16 protein-coding genes are annotated in these 22,621 nt (G+C 41.5%); 13 read left to right on the top strand and 3 right to left on the bottom strand.

Annotated features, from left to right (window positions below; translation table 11 throughout):
• Positions 1 to 24: 24 nt before the first annotated feature.
• Positions 25 to 1,470, bottom strand: coding sequence for a nicotinate phosphoribosyltransferase (locus DW005_RS03305; protein WP_117478151.1), 1,446 nt, complete (start codon positions 1,468 to 1,470; stop codon positions 25 to 27).
• A 721-nt stretch (positions 1,471 to 2,191) separates the two neighbouring features.
• Here DW005_RS03305 and DW005_RS03300 point away from each other — a divergent pair.
• The 6 genes from DW005_RS03300 to DW005_RS03275 are packed head-to-tail and all read left to right on the top strand — an operon-like array spanning position 2,192 to position 9,099.
• A complete protein-coding gene (locus DW005_RS03300; protein WP_117478150.1) occupies positions 2,192 to 3,628 on the top strand; it encodes a sugar transferase in 1,437 nt (478 codons plus the stop codon).
• Positions 3,621 to 4,766 (top strand): glycosyltransferase, encoded by a 1,146-nt coding sequence (locus tag DW005_RS03295; RefSeq protein ID WP_117478149.1) that lies wholly within the window; start codon positions 3,621 to 3,623, stop codon positions 4,764 to 4,766. Before DW005_RS03300 ends, DW005_RS03295 begins: the two co-directional genes overlap by 8 nt.
• On the top strand, positions 4,763 to 5,761 hold the full coding sequence (locus DW005_RS03290; RefSeq protein ID WP_117478148.1) for a glycosyltransferase family 2 protein: 999 nt from the start codon (positions 4,763 to 4,765) through the stop codon (positions 5,759 to 5,761). Before DW005_RS03295 ends, DW005_RS03290 begins: the two co-directional genes overlap by 4 nt.
• A gap of 16 nt (positions 5,762 to 5,777) precedes the next feature.
• On the top strand, positions 5,778 to 6,581 hold the full coding sequence (locus tag DW005_RS03285; RefSeq protein ID WP_117478147.1) for an ABC transporter permease: 804 nt from the start codon (positions 5,778 to 5,780) through the stop codon (positions 6,579 to 6,581).
• Positions 6,582 to 6,594: 13 nt separating this feature from the next.
• Positions 6,595 to 7,335 carry an ABC transporter ATP-binding protein gene (locus DW005_RS03280; protein ID WP_117478146.1) on the top strand — a complete coding sequence of 247 codons (741 nt, stop codon included), beginning with the start codon at positions 6,595 to 6,597 and terminating at the stop codon, positions 7,333 to 7,335.
• Between the two features lie 9 nt (positions 7,336 to 7,344).
• Positions 7,345 to 9,099: a glycosyltransferase gene (locus DW005_RS03275; protein ID WP_117478145.1), complete on the top strand. Its 1,755-nt coding sequence runs from the start codon at positions 7,345 to 7,347 to the stop codon at positions 9,097 to 9,099.
• A 73-nt stretch (positions 9,100 to 9,172) separates the two neighbouring features.
• Here the strand turns inward: DW005_RS03275 and DW005_RS03270 are convergent, their stop codons facing one another.
• Together DW005_RS03270 and DW005_RS03265 are read right to left on the bottom strand one after the other, a co-directional pair.
• The gene (locus DW005_RS03270) at positions 9,173 to 12,226 is read right to left on the bottom strand and encodes a CDP-glycerol glycerophosphotransferase family protein (protein WP_117478144.1); all 3,054 of its coding nucleotides are present in this window, start codon (positions 12,224 to 12,226) and stop codon (positions 9,173 to 9,175) included.
• A gap of 14 nt (positions 12,227 to 12,240) precedes the next feature.
• On the bottom strand, positions 12,241 to 13,368 hold the full coding sequence (locus DW005_RS03265; protein ID WP_117478143.1) for a CDP-glycerol glycerophosphotransferase family protein: 1,128 nt from the start codon (positions 13,366 to 13,368) through the stop codon (positions 12,241 to 12,243).
• A gap of 797 nt (positions 13,369 to 14,165) precedes the next feature.
• Between DW005_RS03265 and DW005_RS03260 the strand changes: the two genes are divergently transcribed.
• The 7 genes from DW005_RS03260 (at position 14,166) to pstA (ending at position 22,610) form a co-directional block, all read left to right on the top strand.
• Positions 14,166 to 14,615, top strand: coding sequence for a hypothetical protein (locus DW005_RS03260; RefSeq protein WP_022376064.1), 450 nt, complete (start codon positions 14,166 to 14,168; stop codon positions 14,613 to 14,615).
• On the top strand, positions 14,539 to 15,588 hold the full coding sequence (gene hydE / locus DW005_RS03255) for a [FeFe] hydrogenase H-cluster radical SAM maturase HydE (protein ID WP_117478142.1): 1,050 nt from the start codon (positions 14,539 to 14,541) through the stop codon (positions 15,586 to 15,588). Before DW005_RS03260 ends, hydE begins: the two co-directional genes overlap by 77 nt.
• A 9-nt stretch (positions 15,589 to 15,597) precedes the next feature.
• Positions 15,598 to 17,367: a DUF1294 domain-containing protein gene (locus DW005_RS14390; RefSeq protein WP_117478141.1), complete on the top strand. Its 1,770-nt coding sequence runs from the start codon at positions 15,598 to 15,600 to the stop codon at positions 17,365 to 17,367.
• Positions 17,368 to 17,520: 153 nt separating this feature from the next.
• Positions 17,521 to 19,476: a methyl-accepting chemotaxis protein gene (locus tag DW005_RS03245; protein ID WP_181974924.1), complete on the top strand. Its 1,956-nt coding sequence runs from the start codon at positions 17,521 to 17,523 to the stop codon at positions 19,474 to 19,476.
• 501 nt (positions 19,477 to 19,977) lie between these two features.
• Positions 19,978 to 20,880, top strand: a complete 903-nt coding sequence (locus DW005_RS03240) for a substrate-binding domain-containing protein (protein WP_117478139.1) — start codon at positions 19,978 to 19,980, stop codon at positions 20,878 to 20,880.
• A gap of 11 nt (positions 20,881 to 20,891) precedes the next feature.
• The gene (pstC, locus tag DW005_RS03235) at positions 20,892 to 21,734 is read left to right on the top strand and encodes a phosphate ABC transporter permease subunit PstC (RefSeq protein WP_022376056.1); all 843 of its coding nucleotides are present in this window, start codon (positions 20,892 to 20,894) and stop codon (positions 21,732 to 21,734) included.
• Positions 21,735 to 22,610 carry a phosphate ABC transporter permease PstA gene (gene pstA, locus DW005_RS03230; RefSeq protein WP_117478138.1) on the top strand — a complete coding sequence of 292 codons (876 nt, stop codon included), beginning with the start codon at positions 21,735 to 21,737 and terminating at the stop codon, positions 22,608 to 22,610.
• Positions 22,611 to 22,621: the final 11 nt, after the last annotated feature.

Below are 22,621 nucleotides of genomic sequence, written 5' to 3'. Positions count from 1 at the left end.
AATAACAATTTGTAGGACGCTTACTCAGCGTCCTACTTCATTTAATAATTCTTTTTTCATTTCATACAATTTGTCAGACAAATCAACAAATACTTCCTGAGGATTAACCAGACGTCTTGATTCTTCCCACATCGTTTCCAATTGCTCCTTGCAGTGTTTTTGAATTTCCATAACGGATGGCGAGTCGTAAACACACTGTCCGTTTTTGAAAATAGGAACTAAAATTTCTTTCATCGTGTAGGTGCCGCCTTCAAGACGCGTTTTTTTCCAAGTAGCATTCGGGTCAAAAAGAAGCAAATCTTCGGATTCGTCAAAGGTTTCGTCCGCAAGTGTTATGTAATCGGCACGGATTTTTCCGGATTCTTTGTCATAAATGCGGTAAACGGTTTTATTGCCCGGATTTGTGATTTTTGCCGGGTTTTCAGATAATTTGATTTTTGGAATCATTTCTCCGTCAATTTCTACCGCAGCCAATTTGTATACACCGCCAAACGCAGGTGTGTTTTTGGATGTAATCAAGTTTGTGCCAACGCCCCAGGAATCAATGCAGGCACCCTGTGAGAGCAGAGAGTCAATCAGATATTCATCCAAATCACTTGAAGCACAGATTTCGGCATCCGAAAATCCCGCATCGTCTAACATTTTTCTTGCTTTCTTGGAAAGGTAAGCGAGGTCGCCGCTGTCGAGACGAATGCCATATTTTTTCGGCATGCGGTTCTGCTCACTCAATTCTTCAAATACACGGATGGCATTTGGTACGCCTGAACGAAGGGTATCGTAGGTGTCAACAAGAAGTGTCGTGTTATTCGGATACAATTCGGCATATTTGCGGAATGCAGTCAATTCATCCCCATAACTCATAATCCAGCTGTGTGCGTGCGTGCCAAGTGCGGGAACATCATATTCTTTTGCGCAAATTACGTTGCTTGTACCAATACATCCGCCAATGACAGCCGCACGTGCCCCGAATGTACCGGCATCCGGTCCCTGTGCGCGCCGCAGACCAAATTCCATAACGCCACCGCCCTTTGCTGCATAGCAGACACGGGAAGCTTTTGTTGCAATCAGGCTTTGGTGGTTAATCAGATTTAAGAGTGCTGTTTCCACTAACTGCGCCTCTAAAATTGGCGCGACAACTTTCAAAAGCGGTTCGCGTGGGAAGACCACCGTACCTTCCGGAATCGCATAAATATCCCCCGTAAAATGAAAACTTGCAAGATAATTCAAAAAGTCTTCATCAAACACGCCAAGACCGCGTAAGTAATCAATATCCTCATAATCAAAGTGAAGGCTTTTGATGTAGTCAATTACCTGAGCCAGTCCGGCACATACGGCATACGCACCATCATCCGGATTCTGACGGTAAAATAAATCAAAAACAACACGATTTGATGCATGATTTTTAAAGTAGCCCTGCATCATTGTGATTTCGTAAAAATCAGTAAGCAGAGTAAAATTTCGATTATCCATACTAACCTCTCAATCTGCGCAAAACTCAAAAAGTGCGCGTTTGCTTTTCAATCGTAATTCTTATTTTAGTAGAAAAAGAGATATCTTTCAAGTTAAACTGAGTTTTGGTTTGTGTTAGGGGGCGTTGGCGCCTTTTTGGTTTTCGTAATTTATCAAGAAAAGTTTGTGCTTCGTGGGTGTTCCCGCTTAACAAACGCGTAGGGGTATAATTTTTCAATTCACCAAATAATTGAGAGCAGCTTTTGTAAAATAGACCTGCGGTTCCAATGCAACTCTTTTCCCTTGATTTGTCCCATAGGGATGCATTTATCAAGTTTCATCTGGAGAAATTAGATGATAAAACAACTCTTTCTGTTAATTTTCGCCTTTTAGGTTGCAATTTCTTCATAAATTTTCTTGATTAGCTTTGAATGCGACGCAAAAATGCAACCCTACAGAGTATTTTAAGCAAAAAGCGTTGTTTTGAAAACACAAGAAGCTGCTCTCAACTAGCTGGTTAGTGGTTAGCGTCAAGTGCTCGTATCTTTTTAGTTTCCGGTAAATGCATCAAGAAAAGATTTGTGAAGAGTGGGTACAAACTTTTCTTGATGATTTATGGAAACCTAAATAATCGACACCGCCCCCTGCCACAACCACCCCCCTGCATTGACAATAACTTTCCATCTATGGTAAAATTACTATACTTGTGCATGACAGACAGTATGGGAGGTGGATGGTTGTCATGAATAAAAATTATGACCCGTACAAGAAGACGATTTTGTTCTTCTTTTCCTTAATAAGCGTGGCATTGATGGCGACAGTTTTTGCGTATTTCTGGTACCGCGTGTACTGGGACACGATGTACTTTTTCCATTTCTACCGCAAAGGTAACTGGGCATTGATTGGGCTATACGCAATTTTAGTGTACTTTTTTTCGACGATGTATGGGGCACTCAGAATTGGACAGCTGCGGCGGATGGAAGTGGTGTTGTCGCAGTTTTTAGCTACATTTTTAGCAAATATTGTGATGTATTTCGTGATTTGTCTGCTGGCTTTTGGGCTTGTCAATCCGGGATACATGATTTTAATGCAGTTAATTGACTGCGTGATTGCGGTTGTCTGGACAGTTGTGACGAGACGATTGTATAACCGCATTTTCCAGCCGTGGAAAATTCTTCTGATTTATGGTGACAGACCGGCGTCGGAGTTAGTCGATAAATTGGAGACAAGACGTGATAAGTATGCGATTTACGGGGCAATTGATGCCCATGCTGGAATCGACCGCATTGCCGAGACGGTGAAAGATTATCAGGCGGTTTTGATTGGAGATATCGCGGCGGAAACAAGAAATGAAATTTTAAAATATTGTTATGGAAATGGAATCCGGGCGTATGTAATGCCGAAAATTTCCGATATTATTTTGATGGGTGGCGACGAAATTCATGTGTTTGACACCCCATTTTTGCTGTCTAAGGGATATTCTTTGAGTTTTGACCAGCGGTTTTGGAAGCGTACGGTAGATTTGCTCATTGCGGTGCCGCTTACGATTTTATTGTCGCCGATTATGCTCTTGGTGGCATTTGCGATAAAATGCTGCGACGGAGGTCCGGTTTTTTACAGGCAGGTGCGGTGCACGAAAGACAATCGGGAATTTTCTATTTTAAAATTCCGCAGCATGATTGTGGATGCCGAAAAGTCGGGAGAAGCCGTTCTTGCCAAAGAGCATGATGAGCGGATTACGCCGGTGGGCCGTTTTTTGCGTGCTGTCCGGTTAGATGAACTGCCACAGCTTTTTAACGTGCTTTCCGGGGATATGTCGCTTGTCGGACCGAGACCGGAGCGGCCGGAAATTATTGCAGAATACCAGAAAGAAATGCCGGAGTTTGTTTTCCGCACCCGTGTAAAAGCCGGAGTGACCGGATTTGCACAGATTTACGGAAAATACAACACCGTTCCCTATGACAAACTGAAACTGGATTTGTTTTATATTGAAAATTACTCTCTGTGGATGGACTTGAAACTGATTCTTATGACAGTAAAAACCGTTTTGAAAAAGGACTCGACAGAGGGCGTGGATACCGACCAGACAACGGGATTGAAAGAACACACCGAGGGCAACGAAGAGGTCGAACGCAAGATCCAGGAATATACATCCAGGGAGGAATCGCATCATGAGTAAAAAAGCATTACTGGTAACAAGAGTCAGCGGCTTTGTACCACAGTTTGAAATGAACAACGTGAAAATATTACAGGAAATGGGATATGAAATTCATTATGCGGCAAACTTTGATGTTGTTGTGTATGGAAAAGACAATTCCCGGCTGATGGGCACGGGAATCCACCGACATCATATTCCGTTTGGACGCTCGCCATTTTCCAGGGATGTGCGGACGTGCTATCTGGCGTTGAAAAAACTGATGTTTGAGGAAAAATTTGATTTGATTCACTGCCATATGCCGATGACAGGAGTTCTCACACGCAAAGCGGCAGAGAAAGTATACAAAATGACAGGAAGAAAAGTTCCGGTTATTTATACCGCACATGGCTTTCATTTTTATGAGGGCGCACCGGTTTCTAATTGGAAATATTATGTGGCAGAAAAGCATTATGCGAGATATACGGATAAACTTTTGGTGATTAATCAGGAAGATTATGTGAGGGCAAAAAAATTCCCGATTCGCGGAAATGTGGAATATGTGCAGGGAGTTGGCTTGAAACCTGCACCTGAAAAAGACCCTGATTTTGATATGCGGAAAGCATACGGAATCCCAGCTGACCACAAAGTAGTTGTGAGTGTTGGCGAGTTGACCGAAGGGAAAAATAATGAAGTTATGCTCCGGGCGATGGATCGTTTCCGCAGAAAAAAACTAACGTATCTTATTTGTGGTACGGGTGCGATGGAAGAACATCTGCGCACCGTGGTGCGGGAGATGCATCTTGATGAACAGGTGGTATTTGCCGGTTACTGTGAGAAAATTCCGGATGTTCTTTTGCAGGCAGACTGCTTTGCCTTTCCATCGAAGCGTGAAGGACTTCCGGTAGCGATGATGGAGGCAATGCGTGCCGGACTCCCAGTGCTTGCCTTAGATATCCGTGGAAACCATGATTTGATTTCCGATGGAGAAGGCGGATTTTTATTTGAAGAGGGAAATGCATCCGATTATGTAAAAGGTCTTTCCTTTTTCTTAGATTACCCGGAAGAGGCAAAACGGATGGGTGAATGGAACAAAAAAAGAGTGCAGGATTTTTCGATTGATTTAGTGGAAGAAAAAATGCGGAGAATTTATGCAGAGGCAGAAAGCGGGGAATTGAAATGAAACTTTTGACGGTGTCCATAGCCGCCTATCATGTGGAGGATTATCTTCGTGAAACATTGGATAGTTTTTTGATTCCGGAAGTAACGGACCAGTTAGAAGTTTTGATTGTAAATGATGGTTCCGGTGAAGGGGTCAATGAAATTGCCCGTGAGTATCAGACTAATTATCCGGATGTATTCCGTTTGATTGATAAAGAAAATGGCGGTCATGGTTCGACGGTAAACCGCGGAATCGAAGAGGCAGCGGGTAAATATTTTAAGACCGTTGACGGGGACGATTATGTGTCGGCAGATGGCTTGAAAGAGTTGCTTTCATATCTTCAGACGGCGGAGGCAGATTTGGTGGTGAATGACTACCACAGTTTTAACGATGCTTCCGGTGAAATGGTGAGTGAGATGCACCATGAATTTCCGGGAAAAGAGTATCGGAAAATATATGCATTTGAGGAAGTCTGCGGCAAAGTTTACATTAATATGCATGCTGCTACTTACCGCACGGAATTGCTGAAAAAAATGGGAAGACGTCTGGATGAACATTGTTTTTATGTGGACGCCGAGTATAATTTGTATCCGATTCCGTTTGTGAAAACAATTGCGTTTTTGGAAAAGCAGGTGTACTGTTACAGACTTGGGATGGAGACGCAGAGTATGAACATCCGAAATATGCAGAAAAACTGCGCACACCATGAGATGGTGCTGACACATTTGCTGGAATTTTATAAGGAAGAAGCAGAGCGTCTGACGCCGGAGAAAAAAGCATATGTGGCGGAAGGCGTAGCGAAAATATTGACAAGCCAGTATAAAATTTATTTGAGTTATCCGGCAGAGGCGGTTCACAAAAATCAAATTGTGGCTTGGGATAAACGGATTAAAAAAGAATTTCCGGATATTTATCACAGTGTGACAAACCGTGCCGTGAAAATGCTGCGGCATAGTGGGTATGGATTGTATCGTTTGGCGTCGTATTTATGCCGGAAGGCATACGGATGCGACTAGAGAATGGAGGTAGTGTATGTCATTATTTGTTGCCAGAATAAAGGGCTTTGTCCGATTCAAAGATTTGATGGGACAGCTTGTGAGCAGGGATTTGAAATTGAAATACCGCCGCAGTGTGCTGGGCTATTTGTGGAGTGTATTAAACCCGCTGTTTATTATGATTATCATGGCGATTGTATTTTCTAAAATGTTTACGAGAGCCAGTATTACTAACTTCCCGGTATATTTGATGAGTGGCCAGGTTATGTTTAACTTTATGAATCTGTCCACGAAATCGGCGATTCAGTCGATTAACGGAAGCGCATCGCTCCTCAAAAAAACATATGTACCGAAATACGTTTTTACCGTTTCCAAAATTATCAGTGGTTTGATTGACTGTGTATTTTCAATGGGAGCGCTTTTGATTGTTATGTTATTTACCGGGGGAGAATTTACGTGGCGGCTTTTTCTGTTCCCGCTTGTGCTCGCACAGAATTTTGTATTTACGATGGGGCTGGGACTTTTCTTGGCGGCAACCAATGTATTTTTCCGAGATATCCAGTATATTTACAATGCGATTACAACGGCATGGCTTTATCTGACGCCAATGTTCTATCCAATTGAAGCACTGCCACAGAATCTTCAGTACATTGTATCGCATCTGAATCCGATGTACTCCTATGTTTCTCAGTTTCGTATGCTGACACTGCCGGGGTTTGTGCCGGTGGGAATCAGTATTATGTGGCTTATTATAATTGGAATTGTGTCGGCATTTCTGATGCTCATCATCGGACTGTGGGTATTTGTAAAGACGCAGGACAAATTTATTTTGTATATTTAAGGAGGAGAATGACATGAATGATATTGCAATCGATGTAAAAGATGTGACGATACGGTTTAATCTGGCATCGGAAAAAATCGATAATCTAAAAGAATATTTTGTAAAATTAATCAAACATGAACTTCTCTTTCAAGAGTTTCTTGCCGTCCGGGATGCTTCTTTTACAATCCGTAAAGGAGAGGCGTGGGCTCTTGTGGGAAGCAATGGTTCCGGCAAGTCGACACTTTTGAAGGCAATCAGTGGAATTTTGAAACCGTACAAAGGAGAGATTATTGTAAATGGAACGATTTCTCCACTACTGGAGCTTGGTGCCGGTTTTGATATGAATCTGACGGCAAGGGAAAATATTTTTTTGAATGGAACAGTGCTTGGACATTCCAAGAAATATATGCAGGAGCATTTCGATGAAATTGTGGAGTTTTCAGAACTTCATAAGTTTTTGGATTCGCCGGTGAAAAACTTTTCATCCGGTATGCGTGCAAGGCTTGGCTTCTCGATTGCTACGATTGTGCGTCCGGACATTTTGATTGTGGATGAGATTCTGGCGGTTGGCGACTATTCGTTCCAGCAGAAGTGTTTGAAGCGAATGGATGAAATGATGGGCGGCGGAACAACGCTTTTGTTTGTATCACATTCGATTGACCAGGTGCGTAAACTCTGTGACCATGCAGTGTGGATTAATAAGGGACAGATTATGCAGATTGGCGAAGTAAACGAAGTGTGTGATGCCTATATGGCAACTCAGAAGAAATAGAGGATAAAAATGATATTACAGAATTTAGTTTTTCCAAAAGAAAATATTTGCAATGAGCCGGAGCTTTATTTCCATGGGACGACAGACGGTAAGATACCGGCTGGAAATGAAGCGGATTTATTTACTTATTTTAATAGTTTTTCCGCATATAAATGGAAAATGTATACGAAAATAAAAGAGGTTCGATTCCGTCTGCGCTGTAAGGGAAGCTGCATGGTTCGACTGTGGGATGCCGGAGTTACGGATGGAACAATGGCATTGACTGAAAATTTTACCAGTGAGAGACATAGGCAGGCAGATCCGGATGAGGTTTCTCTTTCCTTTTCTCTGGCAGACGTAAAGGGAATTGTTTACGCAACGGTTAGGGCAGACAGTGATACGGAGATTCTCGGTGGATGTTTTGAGACGGTTTTTGAACCTATCCAGTTAACGAAAATAGCGATTGGAATTTGTACTTTCCGGCGCGAGGAATTTGTGAAAAAAACGCTGGAAACTTTAAAGCGTGAAACGATGGAAAATCCGGATTCACCGCTTTATCAGAATATTTATGTTTATGTGTCGGATAACGGACAGACGCTTCCTTACGAAGAGTTGTCAAATGACAGAATTTTTGTGATGCCAAATCGAAACACCGGCGGCTCCGGCGGTTTTGGACGCTGCATGAAAGAAGCATATGAGGACAGGGAAAAGTATGGCCTTACACATATTTTATTGATGGATGATGATATTGTGCTGGAACCGGAGTCACTTTTCAGAACGTATACACTTCTTAACTTCTTAAAAGAGGAGCGGAAAGGGGCTATGCTTGGCGGTGGGCTTTTGCGCCTTGACATCCCTTACATTCAGCATGCGAATGGTGAACTCTGGCAGGGTGGACGCATTGGTTTCACCAAGCGTGGTTATGATTTGCGGAGAATGACAGATGTTGTCCGCAATGAATATAATCTCCCGATGGATTATAATGGCTGGTGGTACTGCTGTGTGCCGTTAGCAGAACAGTTTCGTGGTTTTCCACTTCCGGTTTTTATTCATGGCGACGATATCGAATATGGTCTGCGTTTCGATGGAAATATTATGACAATGAACGGAATTGGTGTGTGGCATGATGCGTTTGATAATAGAAAGGCATCTTCCATGGAATATTACGATATGAGAAACACATTGATTGCCTGTGCCATCCATCATCCGGAGTATTCTCGTCTGCACATGATAAAACGTGTTGCGAGACATCTTATTGGACAAATGCTTCATCTTCGCGTGAAAGATCAGGAATTGACGATGAAGGGCGTCGAAGATTTCTGTAAGGGAACGGAATTTTTGAAGGAATTAGACCCGACAAAACTTCATCCGGAAATCATGAAAATGGGTTATGCCATGCAGGATGTTTCCGATGATTTACACAAGTTTGGCGTTGATGTGGAAAAGACAAAGCCGCAGCCTTCGCATTTATATGAGGACGGTGGTTTTGCAAAGAAACATTTGCTGTCTGTGAACGGATGGCTTCTTCCGGCGAAAAAAGAGACGGCGGTGCTTCCTATGGGCGCGCATCCGGATGCTTTGTATCGCAGAAAAACGGCTCTTTTGTTTGACCCAGATACTAGTAAGGGCTTTTATGTGGAACGAAAAGCAAAAGATTTCTTTGTAACGATTGGCAGATGTTTCAAAATGGGCTGGCTGCTTGCAGGCAAGTATAAAAAGACCGTGAAAGACTTTCAGAAAAATGGTGCGGAATTGATTTCGTATGATTTTTGGAAAAGGTATTGATGAGTGCAAAAAAAGTCGAAAAAAGCAAGTTTGTGCATTTGAGTGCACAAACTTGCTTTTTTCGTAAACTGTTTTAATATTTATTCTTAAATATTTTCCCCCTGATATTATCACAGTAATAACAGTAACTCTTATAAATCCACCGATAAATAAATTTCGATTTTTTCATCGACATTTCAAACGATTTTGTATGGTATGACTTTCCATGCATCCAGTCGACAATTGTATGGAAGGTTACCGGTGGAGCGTATTCCTCAGCACGCTCGCCAAGTGCCACGGCATCCTTGAGGCTTCCAAAGACATTCAGCAGAATCGGATCGTCGGTTGTCTGCTTGAAGTTTGCCATGCCAAAGTCATACAGGTAATGGCCGGTTGTAAATTCATCCTCTAAGTTGAGTGCACAGAAATCCTTTGCAAAGCGAACCAGATAAGTTTCCAATGCCTGATTCATTTCTTCGTCATTTTCACAGGAATTAAATACCGGCTCGATGCGTCCATTTTTCTCTTCGTAGGTTTCGATGGTACGATACGGAAGATTTGCAAAAATGGATTCTGCAAACACAACGGAATGTGTGTTGCAGGTGTAGTTGTAGCGGATGGATTTGCCGATGGTCGGGTAAATGCTCCGTACATAATACATCGGGTCATCTACTTCGTGACCGGCTGCATCTGCTAAGAGTCTTGTCAGACAATCCTGTGTATAGCCGCGTCCCCAGTATTCCACAAAGGCGAATGGCTCGTCAAAGTTAATTTCCTGACGAAGATAGTCGGAAACGATGACACGCTGCTTTTTGGCAACGGCAAGCAAATGTTCTTTGTAAGCATCGGAACGTTTTAATTTCTGGCTCACATCAGAAATTAACTGGTCTGAATAACGCTTCGTTGTTTTTAAGTAACCAAGCTCCGGGAAGAACTTATCAAATGTTGCTTCGTCAATCAAAAGGGCGGAAAGCAATTTGTTGAAATTGCGAACGCCGCTGAAGTTGCCGTAAGGCTCGAAAAATTCTTCATCCACTTTGTCGATAAACGATGGCACACGCCATGCTTTTCGTGAACCGTAAATATATTTTGTGCGCAGCGGAAGTCCTTTGCTCTCAATTACGGCATCCGCCATAAGTTTCAAATAATAGCCGTCACGGGAAATAAAGTAAAGGGTTTTGTAACCTCGTTTTAAGGCGTCGTGAACTGCCCAGTGAACATAAGGAACGAAATAAAGACTGGCATATTTGTAGGCAAAAGTCTCTTTGTCCGTGTGCTCCTCCAGACGGAAGTTGCGGAACAATTTCACAACACTGTGCATACCATATTCTTCAATGTAGGCTGCCATATGTTTTTCATAGTTGTCAAGTTCCGGAACCGACACCGGCTGTGTGTGGATGCCAAGACGGGATGGCTGGGTGTCATCGGCAAATTTATTATCGCCAATGTGAATCCATTCCGAATAATGGTAGTCGAGAGAACTATATACTTCCAAAAATAATTTTCTGGTTGTTTTTTGATAACCTTTATCGCTCGATAAAAACAGTGGAAGTGTGGCAAGAAGCGGGTCCGCTTTTGCTAACATTTTCTGAATCGTTTCTTTCGGCAAATACATATCACTGATTAATACAACATCGTTTCCTTCGGCAAGATACGATTTGAGCATATCAATGTGGTCGGTTAAAGGAATGACGGAGCGGATTTCTTCCTCGCACTCCCATGTAATCAACTGCTGTTTCTGCTCATCGGTGAGAGGAAACAGTGTTGCCATGTGGTCATAAATTTCCGACAACTGGATTTCCAAATGGTCGTCATTTCGGATTAATACCGACTTTTTATAAAACTCACGCACATTGGATTCACACCAGCGGCGAATCTGCGAAAATTTGCGGATAAAATAGCTGTCGTAGCCACAGTCAGACTGCTCCAGTTTTTTGCGGACATTGTCGAAAACGCTGGAAGGATGACAGCACTGACGTGAAAACAGGGTATCAAAAATATCGAAACTGTAAAGTTTCGGAAATTCTCGTTTTTCCGGCGTGAAAGAAAGTGCGGTGTTGATAATCCGCTCGCAGTCATTCTCATCCGAATAAGACCAAAATAACTGGTTGATTCGGTCAAGTTCTTCTTTTTTTGTTTCTTCGCAAGAAGAAAGTGCAGTTAATAATTCGTCAAAATTTGAAGCCTCGGTTCCGCAGGTCATTTCTCGTACATCGAAAACAAAATCGCGGAAATTTTCTTTGTCATCAATATCATAAAAATACCTAATAAAAGTTTTTACTCCACGCGCTAATAAATCATAGAAAATGGAGGAGTAATCAACAATGGCAATGTCGATATCGGAAAAGATTTCGTACACATCATCTTCATTTTCCCAGAAATAAAAATTCGGATGTTCACGATATACTTCTTTCATTGCGAGATACTGAGTGTCTTTTTCCACTAAAGGATGCATTTTTAATATCAAAAGAATGTTGTTTTCATGAAGGACTTCTGCTAGACGCTTCATATCCGGAAGAGCGGACTTCATGAAATTAGCACCATTATTATCGCGGTAAGTAGGGCAGTATATTGCCAGCTTGGTATCGGCAGACAGCCCTTTCTTTTTGCGAATATCATGGTCGTAACTTTGAATGTTATCGTTCACAACACAGCGTGGATAGCCTGCACGGATTACTTTGTCATCATCAATGCCGCACTGCTCTTTGAAATGTTTTTCCATAATTTCCGAGGTAACTAAAAAGAGCTGGTTGTTGCGAAGAATATCGTTGTTTTGAATGTACTTTTTCGCAATGCGCTCCTGAAGAAATCCGTCGGTTACCTTTCTTTCGATACTCTTGCAGCCAACGCCGTGCCACAGATTCAAAACGGTAATACCGGAAAGTTCCGGCTGAAATACTTCTTTACACATTTCAACGACATAGACACCGGCTTTTTTCATGACATCTTTTCCTTTGGAGGAGCGGTAAAGTTCTGCCTCGTAACCAAGTTTATGCACGTAGTTCATCGTGTCTGCATTGTAGCACATCCAGACCGGTTTGATTTCTTTGTGATGTCTTATGATATATTCAAACATCCATTTTGGATTGCCGGCAAAGCTATTTCCGGCGTTAAAAAGCCATAAATTTTTATCTCGTTGTTCGCTCATTTTATTACTCCTTCTTAGTTCTCTAATATATGAAGAATTTGTTCACATGCTGTTCCTTTTTCAAAAGAACCCATGGTTTCAAAGTGTTGTTTATACAAAGTTGTGAAGTCTTCGTCCCGGTATTTGACTGCCATGTCGGGAAGTGCTGCAATGTCTTTGCATTTCAAATACGGCCATGTGTCATATGGAACAAAGAAACCGCGGTCCATTTGTTCGTATTCTTTCAGGCGGTTTTCCAATAAGAAAACCGGGCGCCCGGTCAGGGCAAAATCCCAGATGCAGGAAGAAAAATCGGTTACCAGTAAATCACTGGTGTAAAGTAAGTCCTGCATTTCGTAATAGGAATTTCCATCAAGAATCCGCTCATCAAGGGATTCATTTGTTTCCTCGCGAAAATAATGTGAGCGGTAAAGAACAATCCAGTTGCTTTTGGTCGCTTCTTCTAAACGGTCAATTGTTTCTGATAAATAGCGCAAATCGTACTGCTCTTTTTCCGGCGCAGTCATCTGAAAACTTGGCGCAAAAAGCAAAATTTTTGTCTGCTCGCTTATATGATAAAAGTCCTGTACACGTTTTTTGATTTCCGGATGCTTGGAGAAAAAAATATCGTTTCGTGGTGTTCCGGTTTCCAAAAAGATTTTTCGGTCTAACGAAAATGCTTCGGCGTACATGTCAGTACATGCTTGGCAGGAAGACACAAAGTAATCTAACCGCTTATACCATTTATCAAAATTTGCGGCAAATGTTTCATCTTCGTTTATTGTTTCTTTGCCGACTTTTTTATAAGCGCCGCCACCATGCCAGGTTGTCAAAAATGTCTGTCCTCTTTTTTTGACAAGTGCTTCATCAATCATATCGTTAGTGATAAAAATACCACAGCGCAGAAATAATTTAAAATAGCTTAAGCTTCGCTGGCGCACGACTGTAATTCCGGTCCGCATCGTACAGGTTTCCGGAAAACGGGTGACCCAGATAAGTTCGTATTCTCCCGGATGTTTTAACCAAAACGACTCCATAAGAACACTTGGGTTGCACACATAGCCCTTGCGGTTATTCGCATAAAACATAATCCGGTTTTTTTTGACCGGAATAAAAAACAGCAGGTACTGAAGAAGTCGTGCTATTCGTATTTTTGCTTTCATATTAAAACGCTTCCTCTTTCCTTTTTCATAACCTCAATATTTTACTACAGAGCATAAATAGATGTCAAGTGTTGACAAATCAAGGGGTTGGCAGTTGTTAAGGATTCCATAAATCATCAAGAAAAGTTTGTGCTTCGCGGGCACTCTCGTTTGACAAACGCGTAGGGGTATCGGCATGCAAAATACGCAATGCCAGATACCCACGTGTTTGTATCCGCTCTTCACGAACTTTTCTTGATGATTAAATGCAAGCCTAATAAGCTGCCAGCAGATACTTGTTAGTGAATCTCTCCTGCACGAATTAGGTGCGCAGTTTTGAAACAACGCTTTTCCTGCAATTTGCTCTATAGGGTTGCATGTGTTAGGCTTCATCTGGAGAAATTAGATGGCACAAGCAACTCTTTGTGGTAATTTTCGCTGTTTAGGTTGTTTTTTTCTTATATATTTTCTTGATGAAAGTTGAATGTGACGAAAAAATGCAACCTTTTGAAGAAAATAAATGGAAAAGAGTTGTTCCATAGGGGCAAATGTTAGTTGTTTATCTTTTTAGGTTTCCGTAAATTAGCAGGAAAAGATTTGTGGTAAGTGAGTACAAACACGTGGGTATCAGGCATTGCGTATTTTGCATGCCGATACCCCTACGCGTTTGTTGAGCGTGAGCGCTCACGAACCACAAACTTTTCCTGCTAATTTACGGAAACCTAAAAATTTTAAAAGCAACAAACATTTGAAAAAAGGATGACAAAAACAGAGGAGTTTCATATAATAAGTGTGAAGATATTTCTTTGGGGATTTATATGTCAGAAAAGAATAATTTTTTGTATGATGTCAGTATGTCCTATGTAAATGCCGGATGGCAGGAGCGTTATTGTGCGCTGGTAAAGTATCTTGATGCATATCTGAAGGAGAATTGTGGTGAATTTTTTGCCGATTTGCAGCTTTACCAGACCGGGCCGATGAATTATGTAGTAGTGGCGGTGTATTATGATGTGCCGGGTGTCGGCGAGGCTCTTCCTAAGATTCTTGGATTTGTAAATGCAAAATATCGGGAAGTTGTTGGACATAATGTAAGACGAAAGCAGATTTTGAAGTTTGACTTAGCAAAAAAATTACACGGGCAGAGTGAAGTGTGTCTGCACGCTTCCTCGGAAGAGATGGAGGAATCAGAAGATGAACAACCGCGAGAGGATTATGCGTCTTCGACAGGAGAAGAAATTAGACAGGAACGAAATGATACAACTTCTTGAAACAGCAAATAGAGAGGACCGAGAGTTTCTTGCCGCACAGGCGAGAGAGGTTCGGGAGAAGATTTATGGGAAGGACGTATTTGTACGGGGGCTGATTGAATTTACAAATATCTGCCGCAATGATTGTTATTACTGCGGGATACGCAAAAGTAACGAAAAAGTGGAGCGGTACCGCCTGACGCCGGAAGAAATTTTGTCCTGTGCCAAAGAAGGATATGAATTGGGGTTTCGCACTTTTGTGCTGCAAGGCGGCGAAGATGGCTGGTTTACGAAAGAGCGGGTGGCTTCGATTGTCCGGGAATTAAAGAAACAATTTCCGGATTGTGCAGTGACGTTATCTATCGGAGAGCGCACCAAAGAGGAATATGAATGTTTTCGTGAGGCGGGGGCAGACCGTTACCTTCTGCGCCACGAGACGGCGGACGACGCTCACTATAGAAAACTGCATCCTCAGGAAATGAAACTTAAAAACCGTAAAGAATGTTTATTTACCTTACGTGAACTTGGATATGAAGTAGGTGCCGGTTTTATGGTAGGCTCGCCGGGACAGACGGTGGAGTGTCTTGTTGAAGATTTTGAATTTTTGCAGGAACTGAAGCCCCATATGATTGGAATCGGACCGTTTCTTGCCCATCAGGATACACCATTTGGTGCAGAAGAAAATGGTTCCTATGAGCAGACACTTTTATTATTAAGTATTCTTCGTCTGATGTTTCCGGGGGTGTTACTTCCTGCGACGACAGCACTTGGAACAATTGCACCGGATGGACGAGAGCAGGGATTATTGGCAGGAGCGAATGTATTAATGCCAAATTTATCACCGGTTTCTGTGCGGAAAAAGTACGAGCTGTATGATAATAAAATATGTACCGGGGAAGAGTCGGCACAGTGTAAAGATTGTTTAAGCAGGCGTGTGGAATCGGTTGGCTACCGGATTGTGACTGACCGGGGAGACAGCCGGATTGAGAAATAGGAGGAACGTATGATAGCGTATTTTTTGGCAGCATATTTGATTTTAAATGGAATTGTATTTTTGATTTACGGAGTGGACAAGTATAAAGCAGTTCACAATAAGTGGAGAATCCCGGAAACTACCCTTCTTGTTATCGCTGTTATTGGTGTAATAGGTGCCTTTGCCGGAATGCATGTTTTTCATCACAAAACACGTAAACCAAAGTTTTATGTAGGGGTTCCCGTTATCTTTTTCTTGGAGGTGCTTGCTGTTATTGGTATTTTTTGTGCGGGTGGGAAATACATGGGGAACACTGCCAAAAAAGAAAATGCAGCGAAAACGGCGAGCCTTTCTTCCACATCAAGGGAGGGATTAAAAAGAGGGGAAGAATTTACCATTGAAAAACAGGAGTTTAAGAAAAGTCTTTCGCAGGAGTCTTTTTCGATTCCATTCAATACAATGGATGAGTGTTATCGTGTGGGGGACTTGTTTGTGTCTTTTGATTCGGGAACAAAATCAAAAATAAAGATTTATTTTTGGAATCCAAAGACAATGAAAGTTCCGGCTGTATATACATATCGTGAAAATGTTGAAAATTATGATGATTCGTTATTTGCAGCGAATGAGAGCGGACAATATGTGATTGCGCAGATTGCCGAAAAGTTAATTGTATTTAATTTTTTGGGAAAGGCCATGAAGGAGATTTCAATTGAAGAAGGCCGGCCAACAGATATTATGGAAAAGGATGGGAAACAATACATTTTGACATCATCGACGCTTTATGTCGGCAGTATCCAGTCGGGATTTCGTAAGGTGGGAAGCAATTCTGACAAAGAGGAAAAGAAGAATGCTGAGGAGGATAGATGGTCGTTAGAATTTTTATTTTCCTGTGGAGATTATGTTTATGTATTGATGACTGTGCCTGCTAAGTATCATAGTTTTAGTTGGTTGTGGCAGATATCATTAAAAAATGGCGAGTGGAAAAAAATCATGGACGAAATGCCCGGCTTTTCTTTTGATAAGGATACAAAAGAAGTGGCAGCGGGAATTGAAATTGGCGAAAAAAATGCTGAGGTATTGTATTATAAATTCCATGAAGATGGAACGTATGAAAAGAAAAAAATCAAGGCGATTCCGGGAGCTGTGGAAAATGGAGTTATTTACACCGCATCGAAAAAAGAATTTCTCGCTATTTCGGTGAAAGACAACAAAAAAACGGTGTTAAAGCATGTAGGGCGGTATTGTGAAATTGCAGATTTAAAGTATGAAAATTTAAGTAATGTAAGGCAGGAAAAAAAGGGGAAAATTATTTACAAGGTATCCGTTTATTTGTCGGAGAAACCGATGAAAAACCGGTATGGAAAGCCGATGCCGGATTATGAAAATTATTACTGCTATGATGTGGAAACAAAGCAGACGCAGACAGTGAATACAGGTGTCAGCTATATAGATTTTGATTATGCGGAAGGAAAGACATATATGAAAAATCGGGAAAAATGGCTTACACTTGAAAAGGAAACGAACATGGTAGAAATGGCAATTGATTATATGTATGAGGATAATGCGACACCGGATAAAAGAGTTGTGCGTGTGGCGCAAAAAGACAAGCAGGAAAAGGTAGTCTCGGATAAAGTGTATACTTTTTGTGGAGACGAACAAGGAAATTGCCGGATTGAAGATGTGACTGGCAAGTATAGAACGCTTGAGAAGAAAGAAAAGTGGTTTACAATTACAGCAAAACAAGTAAAAACGATTTCGGATAAGAAGTTGTTAAAAGGGCTGATGAAAACGGATGAATAGGGGCACGCATGTGATATGTTTTGTCTTGCATGTTGTAGAAAATGATGTTAGACTATAAGAGATAAGCAGACAGAAAGGATACTTGAATTGATGGAGAAGATGGAGAAAACATCTTACAATGAGTAAATTATTTATATGTCAAGGAGGGGGAATATGAAAAAAACAATTAAGGGGAAACTTACACTAAACACAGCAATTTTTATTGTTGCAGCAATTATTGTCTGCGAAATTGTCAGTGTGAATGCATTAAAAACAAACATGACAAATCAGACAAGACAATATGTCAGCAGAGAGGCACAGACCAATGCACGTGTGGTTAATGAATGGCTGCAGGGGCAGGCAAACACGGTACATACAATTACGAATACGATTGCTTTTATGAACACAAAAGATACGGATCACGTGATGGATTACCTGGAAAAAGCCTTGAGTGAGAATAAAGAGGCATTGATGTATTATTTGTGTTTTGGATATGATGGAGGAGTATTTCCTGCAAACCATTCTAAAATAGATCTGGATCCAACGACAAGAGACTGGTGGAAGCAGGCCATTAAGAAAAATAGTTTGATTTATACGGCACCATATAAAGATTTTGCTTCTGGGAAAATGATTGTTACCATTGCAGAACCGCTGGAAATAAAAGGCGAACAGGCGGTTGTGCTGGCGGATATTACGATTGATACTTTGACTAAACTTGTTTCTAATGTAAGTACGGATGAAAACATTCAGGGCTTTTTGTTAGATGCCGATGGTATGGTTGTTTCGCATCAGAATAAGGATTATCTGCCGAAAGAGGAAGGAAATACTTCTTTGGCTAAGGTACTTTCTGTTAATGTAAAAGAGGTTTCTGAGATAACAGATTATGATGGATATTCAAAATTTATTCATACCGCGCAGATTACAGCTACCGGATGGACATTTGGTGTGACGGAGAGGGAATCAGTAGTAACAACACAAGTGGTGAAGAGTGTGATTTTAGTTGTCGGAATCGGGGTTGTCCTTTTGATTCTCGTAGTTCTTCTTACCATTGCCAGTGTGAAGAAAAATTTGAGGCCACTTGAAAATATGAAGACATTTATCCGGGAGAAAGTCATCGGTGATTCTCAAAAGAATGTACATAAAAATGAGGTTGAGGAAATCTCTTATTTATTACAGGAGTTAGAACAGCGTTTTATTGGTGTGATTCGCAAAACAAAAGATGAATCCAATGTCATTCATACCAGAGTGGAAAATACGAATGACAAGGTCTCCTTAATTAATCAGAATATTATGGAAATCAGTGCAGCAATGGAAGAAACCGGAGCAAACATTGATTCCCAGACAACCAGTATTCAAAACATTGATAAAACTTGCAAGGATACAACGCATGCAGTGGATGTTCTTGTATCCCATGCAGAAGAAATGTCTGATAAAGCGAAAGAGATTGGTGAGCGTGTCAATGAAGCGGTGCAGAAATTAATGACAGATAAAGACAGTGCTGTGGTGAAGGCGGACGAAAGCAGAAATCGTATGCAAATGGCGATTCAGCAGACAAGAATTATTGGCGAGATTGCAACTGTCTCAGCGTCAATTGAAGAAATTGCTTCTCAGACAAATCTTCTTGCATTAAATGCTTCGATTGAGGCGGCAAGAGCCGGAGAGTCAGGAAAAGGATTTGCGGTTGTTGCGGAAGAAATCAAACAATTGAGTGAAGATACATCAAACGAAATTCGTAAAGTGAATGACTTGACGCAGAAAGTATTTGAAAGTGTGAAGATACTGTCCACTGAAAGTAACGAGTTATTAGTCTTTTTAGATGAGACAGTTTTGGCAGATTATGATAAATTTGCAAGTCTTGCGAATCAGTATAAAGAAGACGCAAATTATTATGAGGAAACAAGCGGTTCCATGGAACATAATGCAGAAGAAGTAATGGACGCAATTCAAAGTATTTCAAATGTTTTGGAAAATGCAAGTTCAGCACAGATGGAACTTGCGTCTGCAGTAGAAAGCGTAAATGAGAATTTGCAGAACATGACAAGTTCAAGTGAAAGCATGACTAAGGAAACGAAGAATGCGATGGAAAGCGTAAATGCTTTGCGGGAGACGATGGAAAAATTTAATATGTAAAGCAATATACATATTCTTGGAATTTCCAGTCAATAAAGAAAGGTTATGTTTTGTGGGCGCTTCCGCTTAACAAGCGCGTAGGGGTATCGGCATGCTAAATACGCATGCCGGATACCCACGTGCTTGTACCCACGCAACATAACCTTTTTATTGACTGGAAATTCCAAAAGAAGAACTATATTACTACATATTAATTTCTATCTATTTTGCAATTTCCCTTTTTCTTATTTTTCTCAAACCTAATCCCCAATCCATTCCGTAGCAAAAAAACACGACCCATTGACTGCATACAGCCACGCGGGTATGAGACATGCGTATTTAGCATGCCCATACCCTTGCGCGGCTGTTAAGCGGGAGCGTGCAGTCAATGGGGGTGTATTTTTTTGCAAATTTTTACGAACTTTTTACATAGAAATGATTTCAGATTTTACATTCGCCCCCTAAACTAGGTCTTGTAAGAAAGAAAAAGAAAGATGAAAAGATTGAAAGGAGAAAACAAAAATGAAGATGACAAAAAAAGTATTAGGAATGGTTTTATGCGGGGTTATGACAGTGGGGATGATTACCGGCTGTGGCGGCTCTGACAGCAGCACAACAAATGATGCAGGAAATACATCAGCAGATGCAGCACAGGAGATTTCCATTGTATCACGTGAAGATGGTTCCGGTACACGAGGCGCTTTCATAGAACTTTTTGGTGTTGAAGATGAGGAGAACGGAGAAAAAGTAGACAAGACGACAGAAGAAGCAACAATCGCAAACAGCACGGAAATCGTAATGACAACCGTATCCGGTGATAAAAATGCAATTGGTTACTGCTCACTCGGTTCTTTAAATGACAGCGTGAAAGGACTTAAGATTGACGGTGCAGAGCCAACGGTTGACAACATTAACAATGGAAGTTATGCAATTGCCCGTCCGTTTAACATTGCAACAAAGGACAAGAAAAGTGAAGTAACACAGGATTTCATCAACTACATCCTGAGTGAAGATGGACAGAAAGTAATTGAGTCTAACGGTTACATCAAAGCAAGTGATGCCGGTGCTTTCAAGAGTAACGGTGCCAAAGGTAAAATTGTAGTAGCCGGTTCCTCTTCGGTTACGCCGGTTATGGAAAAACTTGCTGAAAGTTACAAGACAGTAAACAGTGGAGCAGAAATTGAAATTCAGGAAAGTGATTCCACAACAGGTATGAACTCAGCAGCAGAAGGAACTTGTGACATCGGTATGGCATCCCGTGACTTAAAAGACAGTGAAACAGGTGCAGGACTTACACCGACAGTAATTGCAAAAGACGGAATCGTAGTAATCGTAAATAACGAAAACAAAGTAGATAACATGACAAAAGCACAGGTAAATGATGTGTTCCGCGGAACAATCACAGACTGGAGTGCCATCAAATAAAGGAGGCAGCCATGAAAGAAAAGGCAATGAAAGTAGTGTTTCTGATTGCCGCTTGTGTTTCGATTCTTGCTGTAGCATTAATTTGTATCTTTCTCTTCGCAAATGGTATCCCGGCAATTAAGGAAATCGGCTTGTTCGATTTCCTGACGGGAACGGCGTGGAAACCGGGAAATCACAAATTTGGGATTTTGCCGATGATATTAGGAAGTATATATGTGACCGCCGGAGCTCTTATTGTAGGAGTTCCGATTGGCATTTTGACAGCAGTGTTTTTAGCAAAGTATTGTCCGAAAAAATGGTATCGAATCTTAAAAGGTGGCGTCGATTTGCTTGCCGGAATCCCATCCGTTGTCTACGGATTTTTTGGACTTGTTGTTCTGGTTCCGATGGTGCGCGACACCTTTGGTGGAAATGGAAACAGTATTTTAACGGCATCTCTTTTGCTTGGCATTATGATTCTGCCAACGATTATTGAAACATCAGAGGCAGCTATTCAGGCGGTGCCGGATAAATATTATGAGGGGGCACTGGCGCTTGGTGCCACGCATGAGAGAAGTGTTTACCGTACGGTTGTACCGGCAGCAAAATCCGGAATTTTAGCAGGAATCATTCTTGGTGTCGGACGTGCGATTGGTGAGACGATGGCAGTCATTATGATTGCCGGAAATCAGGCAAGAATGCCTGCCGGTTTGTTAAAGGGTGTTCGTACACTTACAGCAAACATAGTAATTGAAATGGGATATGCGGCAGATTTACACCGCGAAGCGTTAATTGCGACGGGCGTTGTCCTGTTTGTCTTTATCCTGATTATCAATTTATTGTTCTCACTCTTAAAGAGAAAGAAGGTGGACTAGATGGCAAATGGTTTGAAAAAACAAAAGCAGAAATGGAAAGCACTTGCAAATCATAAGTCCTCTCTGGTTCTTTACCTGATTACAATTTTGGCAGCAGCGATTACGGTATTTGTGTTAGGATACCTGATTGTTTATATTCTGGCAAATGGTATTCCACATTTGAAACCGTCACTGTTTGCTTTTACTTATACATCGGACAATGTTTCGATGATGCCGGCACTGATTAATACAGTGCTTATGACACTGGCAACCTTGATTGTTGCGGTTCCGCTTGGCATTTTCGCCGCCATTTATCTGGTGGAATATGCGAAGAAAGGAAACAAGCTGGTGAGCATAATTCGCGTGACGGCAGAGACACTGACCGGAATCCCATCGATTGTTTATGGATTGTTTGGTATGTTGTTCTTCGTCGGTTACTGCAAATGGGGATTTTCCCTTTTATCAGGAGCTCTCACCTTAGCAATTATGGTGCTTCCGGTTATTATGCGAACGACCGAAGAAGCACTTATGGCGGTGCCGGATTCTTACCGAGAAGGAAGCTTTGGACTTGGTGCCGGAAAACTGCGAACGGTATTTCACGTAGTTTTGCCGAGTGCTGTTCCGGGGATTTTATCCGGTGTTATTTTGGCTACCGGGAGGATTGTTGGTGAGACCGCAGCATTGATTTATACGGCAGGAACGATTGCAAAAGTGCCAAATAGCATTTTTGATTCGGCAAGAACGTTATCGGTTCATATGTACAATTTGTCAAAAGAAGGACTGCATACGGATGAATCGTATGCAACGGCAGTGGTTCTTTTGGTCCTTATAATTGCAATCAATATGTTGTCGAATTTTGTCGCTCGAAAAGTTGGGAAAAACAAATATGGCAATTAGAATGGAGAATG

It is taken from the genome of Clostridium sp. AF36-4, from assembly GCF_003435975.1.
Taxonomy (GTDB): domain Bacteria; phylum Bacillota; class Clostridia; order Lachnospirales; family Lachnospiraceae; genus Eubacterium_F.
Note: the sequence above shows the minus strand (reverse complement) of the source record. Positions and strands in the feature narration are given on the sequence as shown.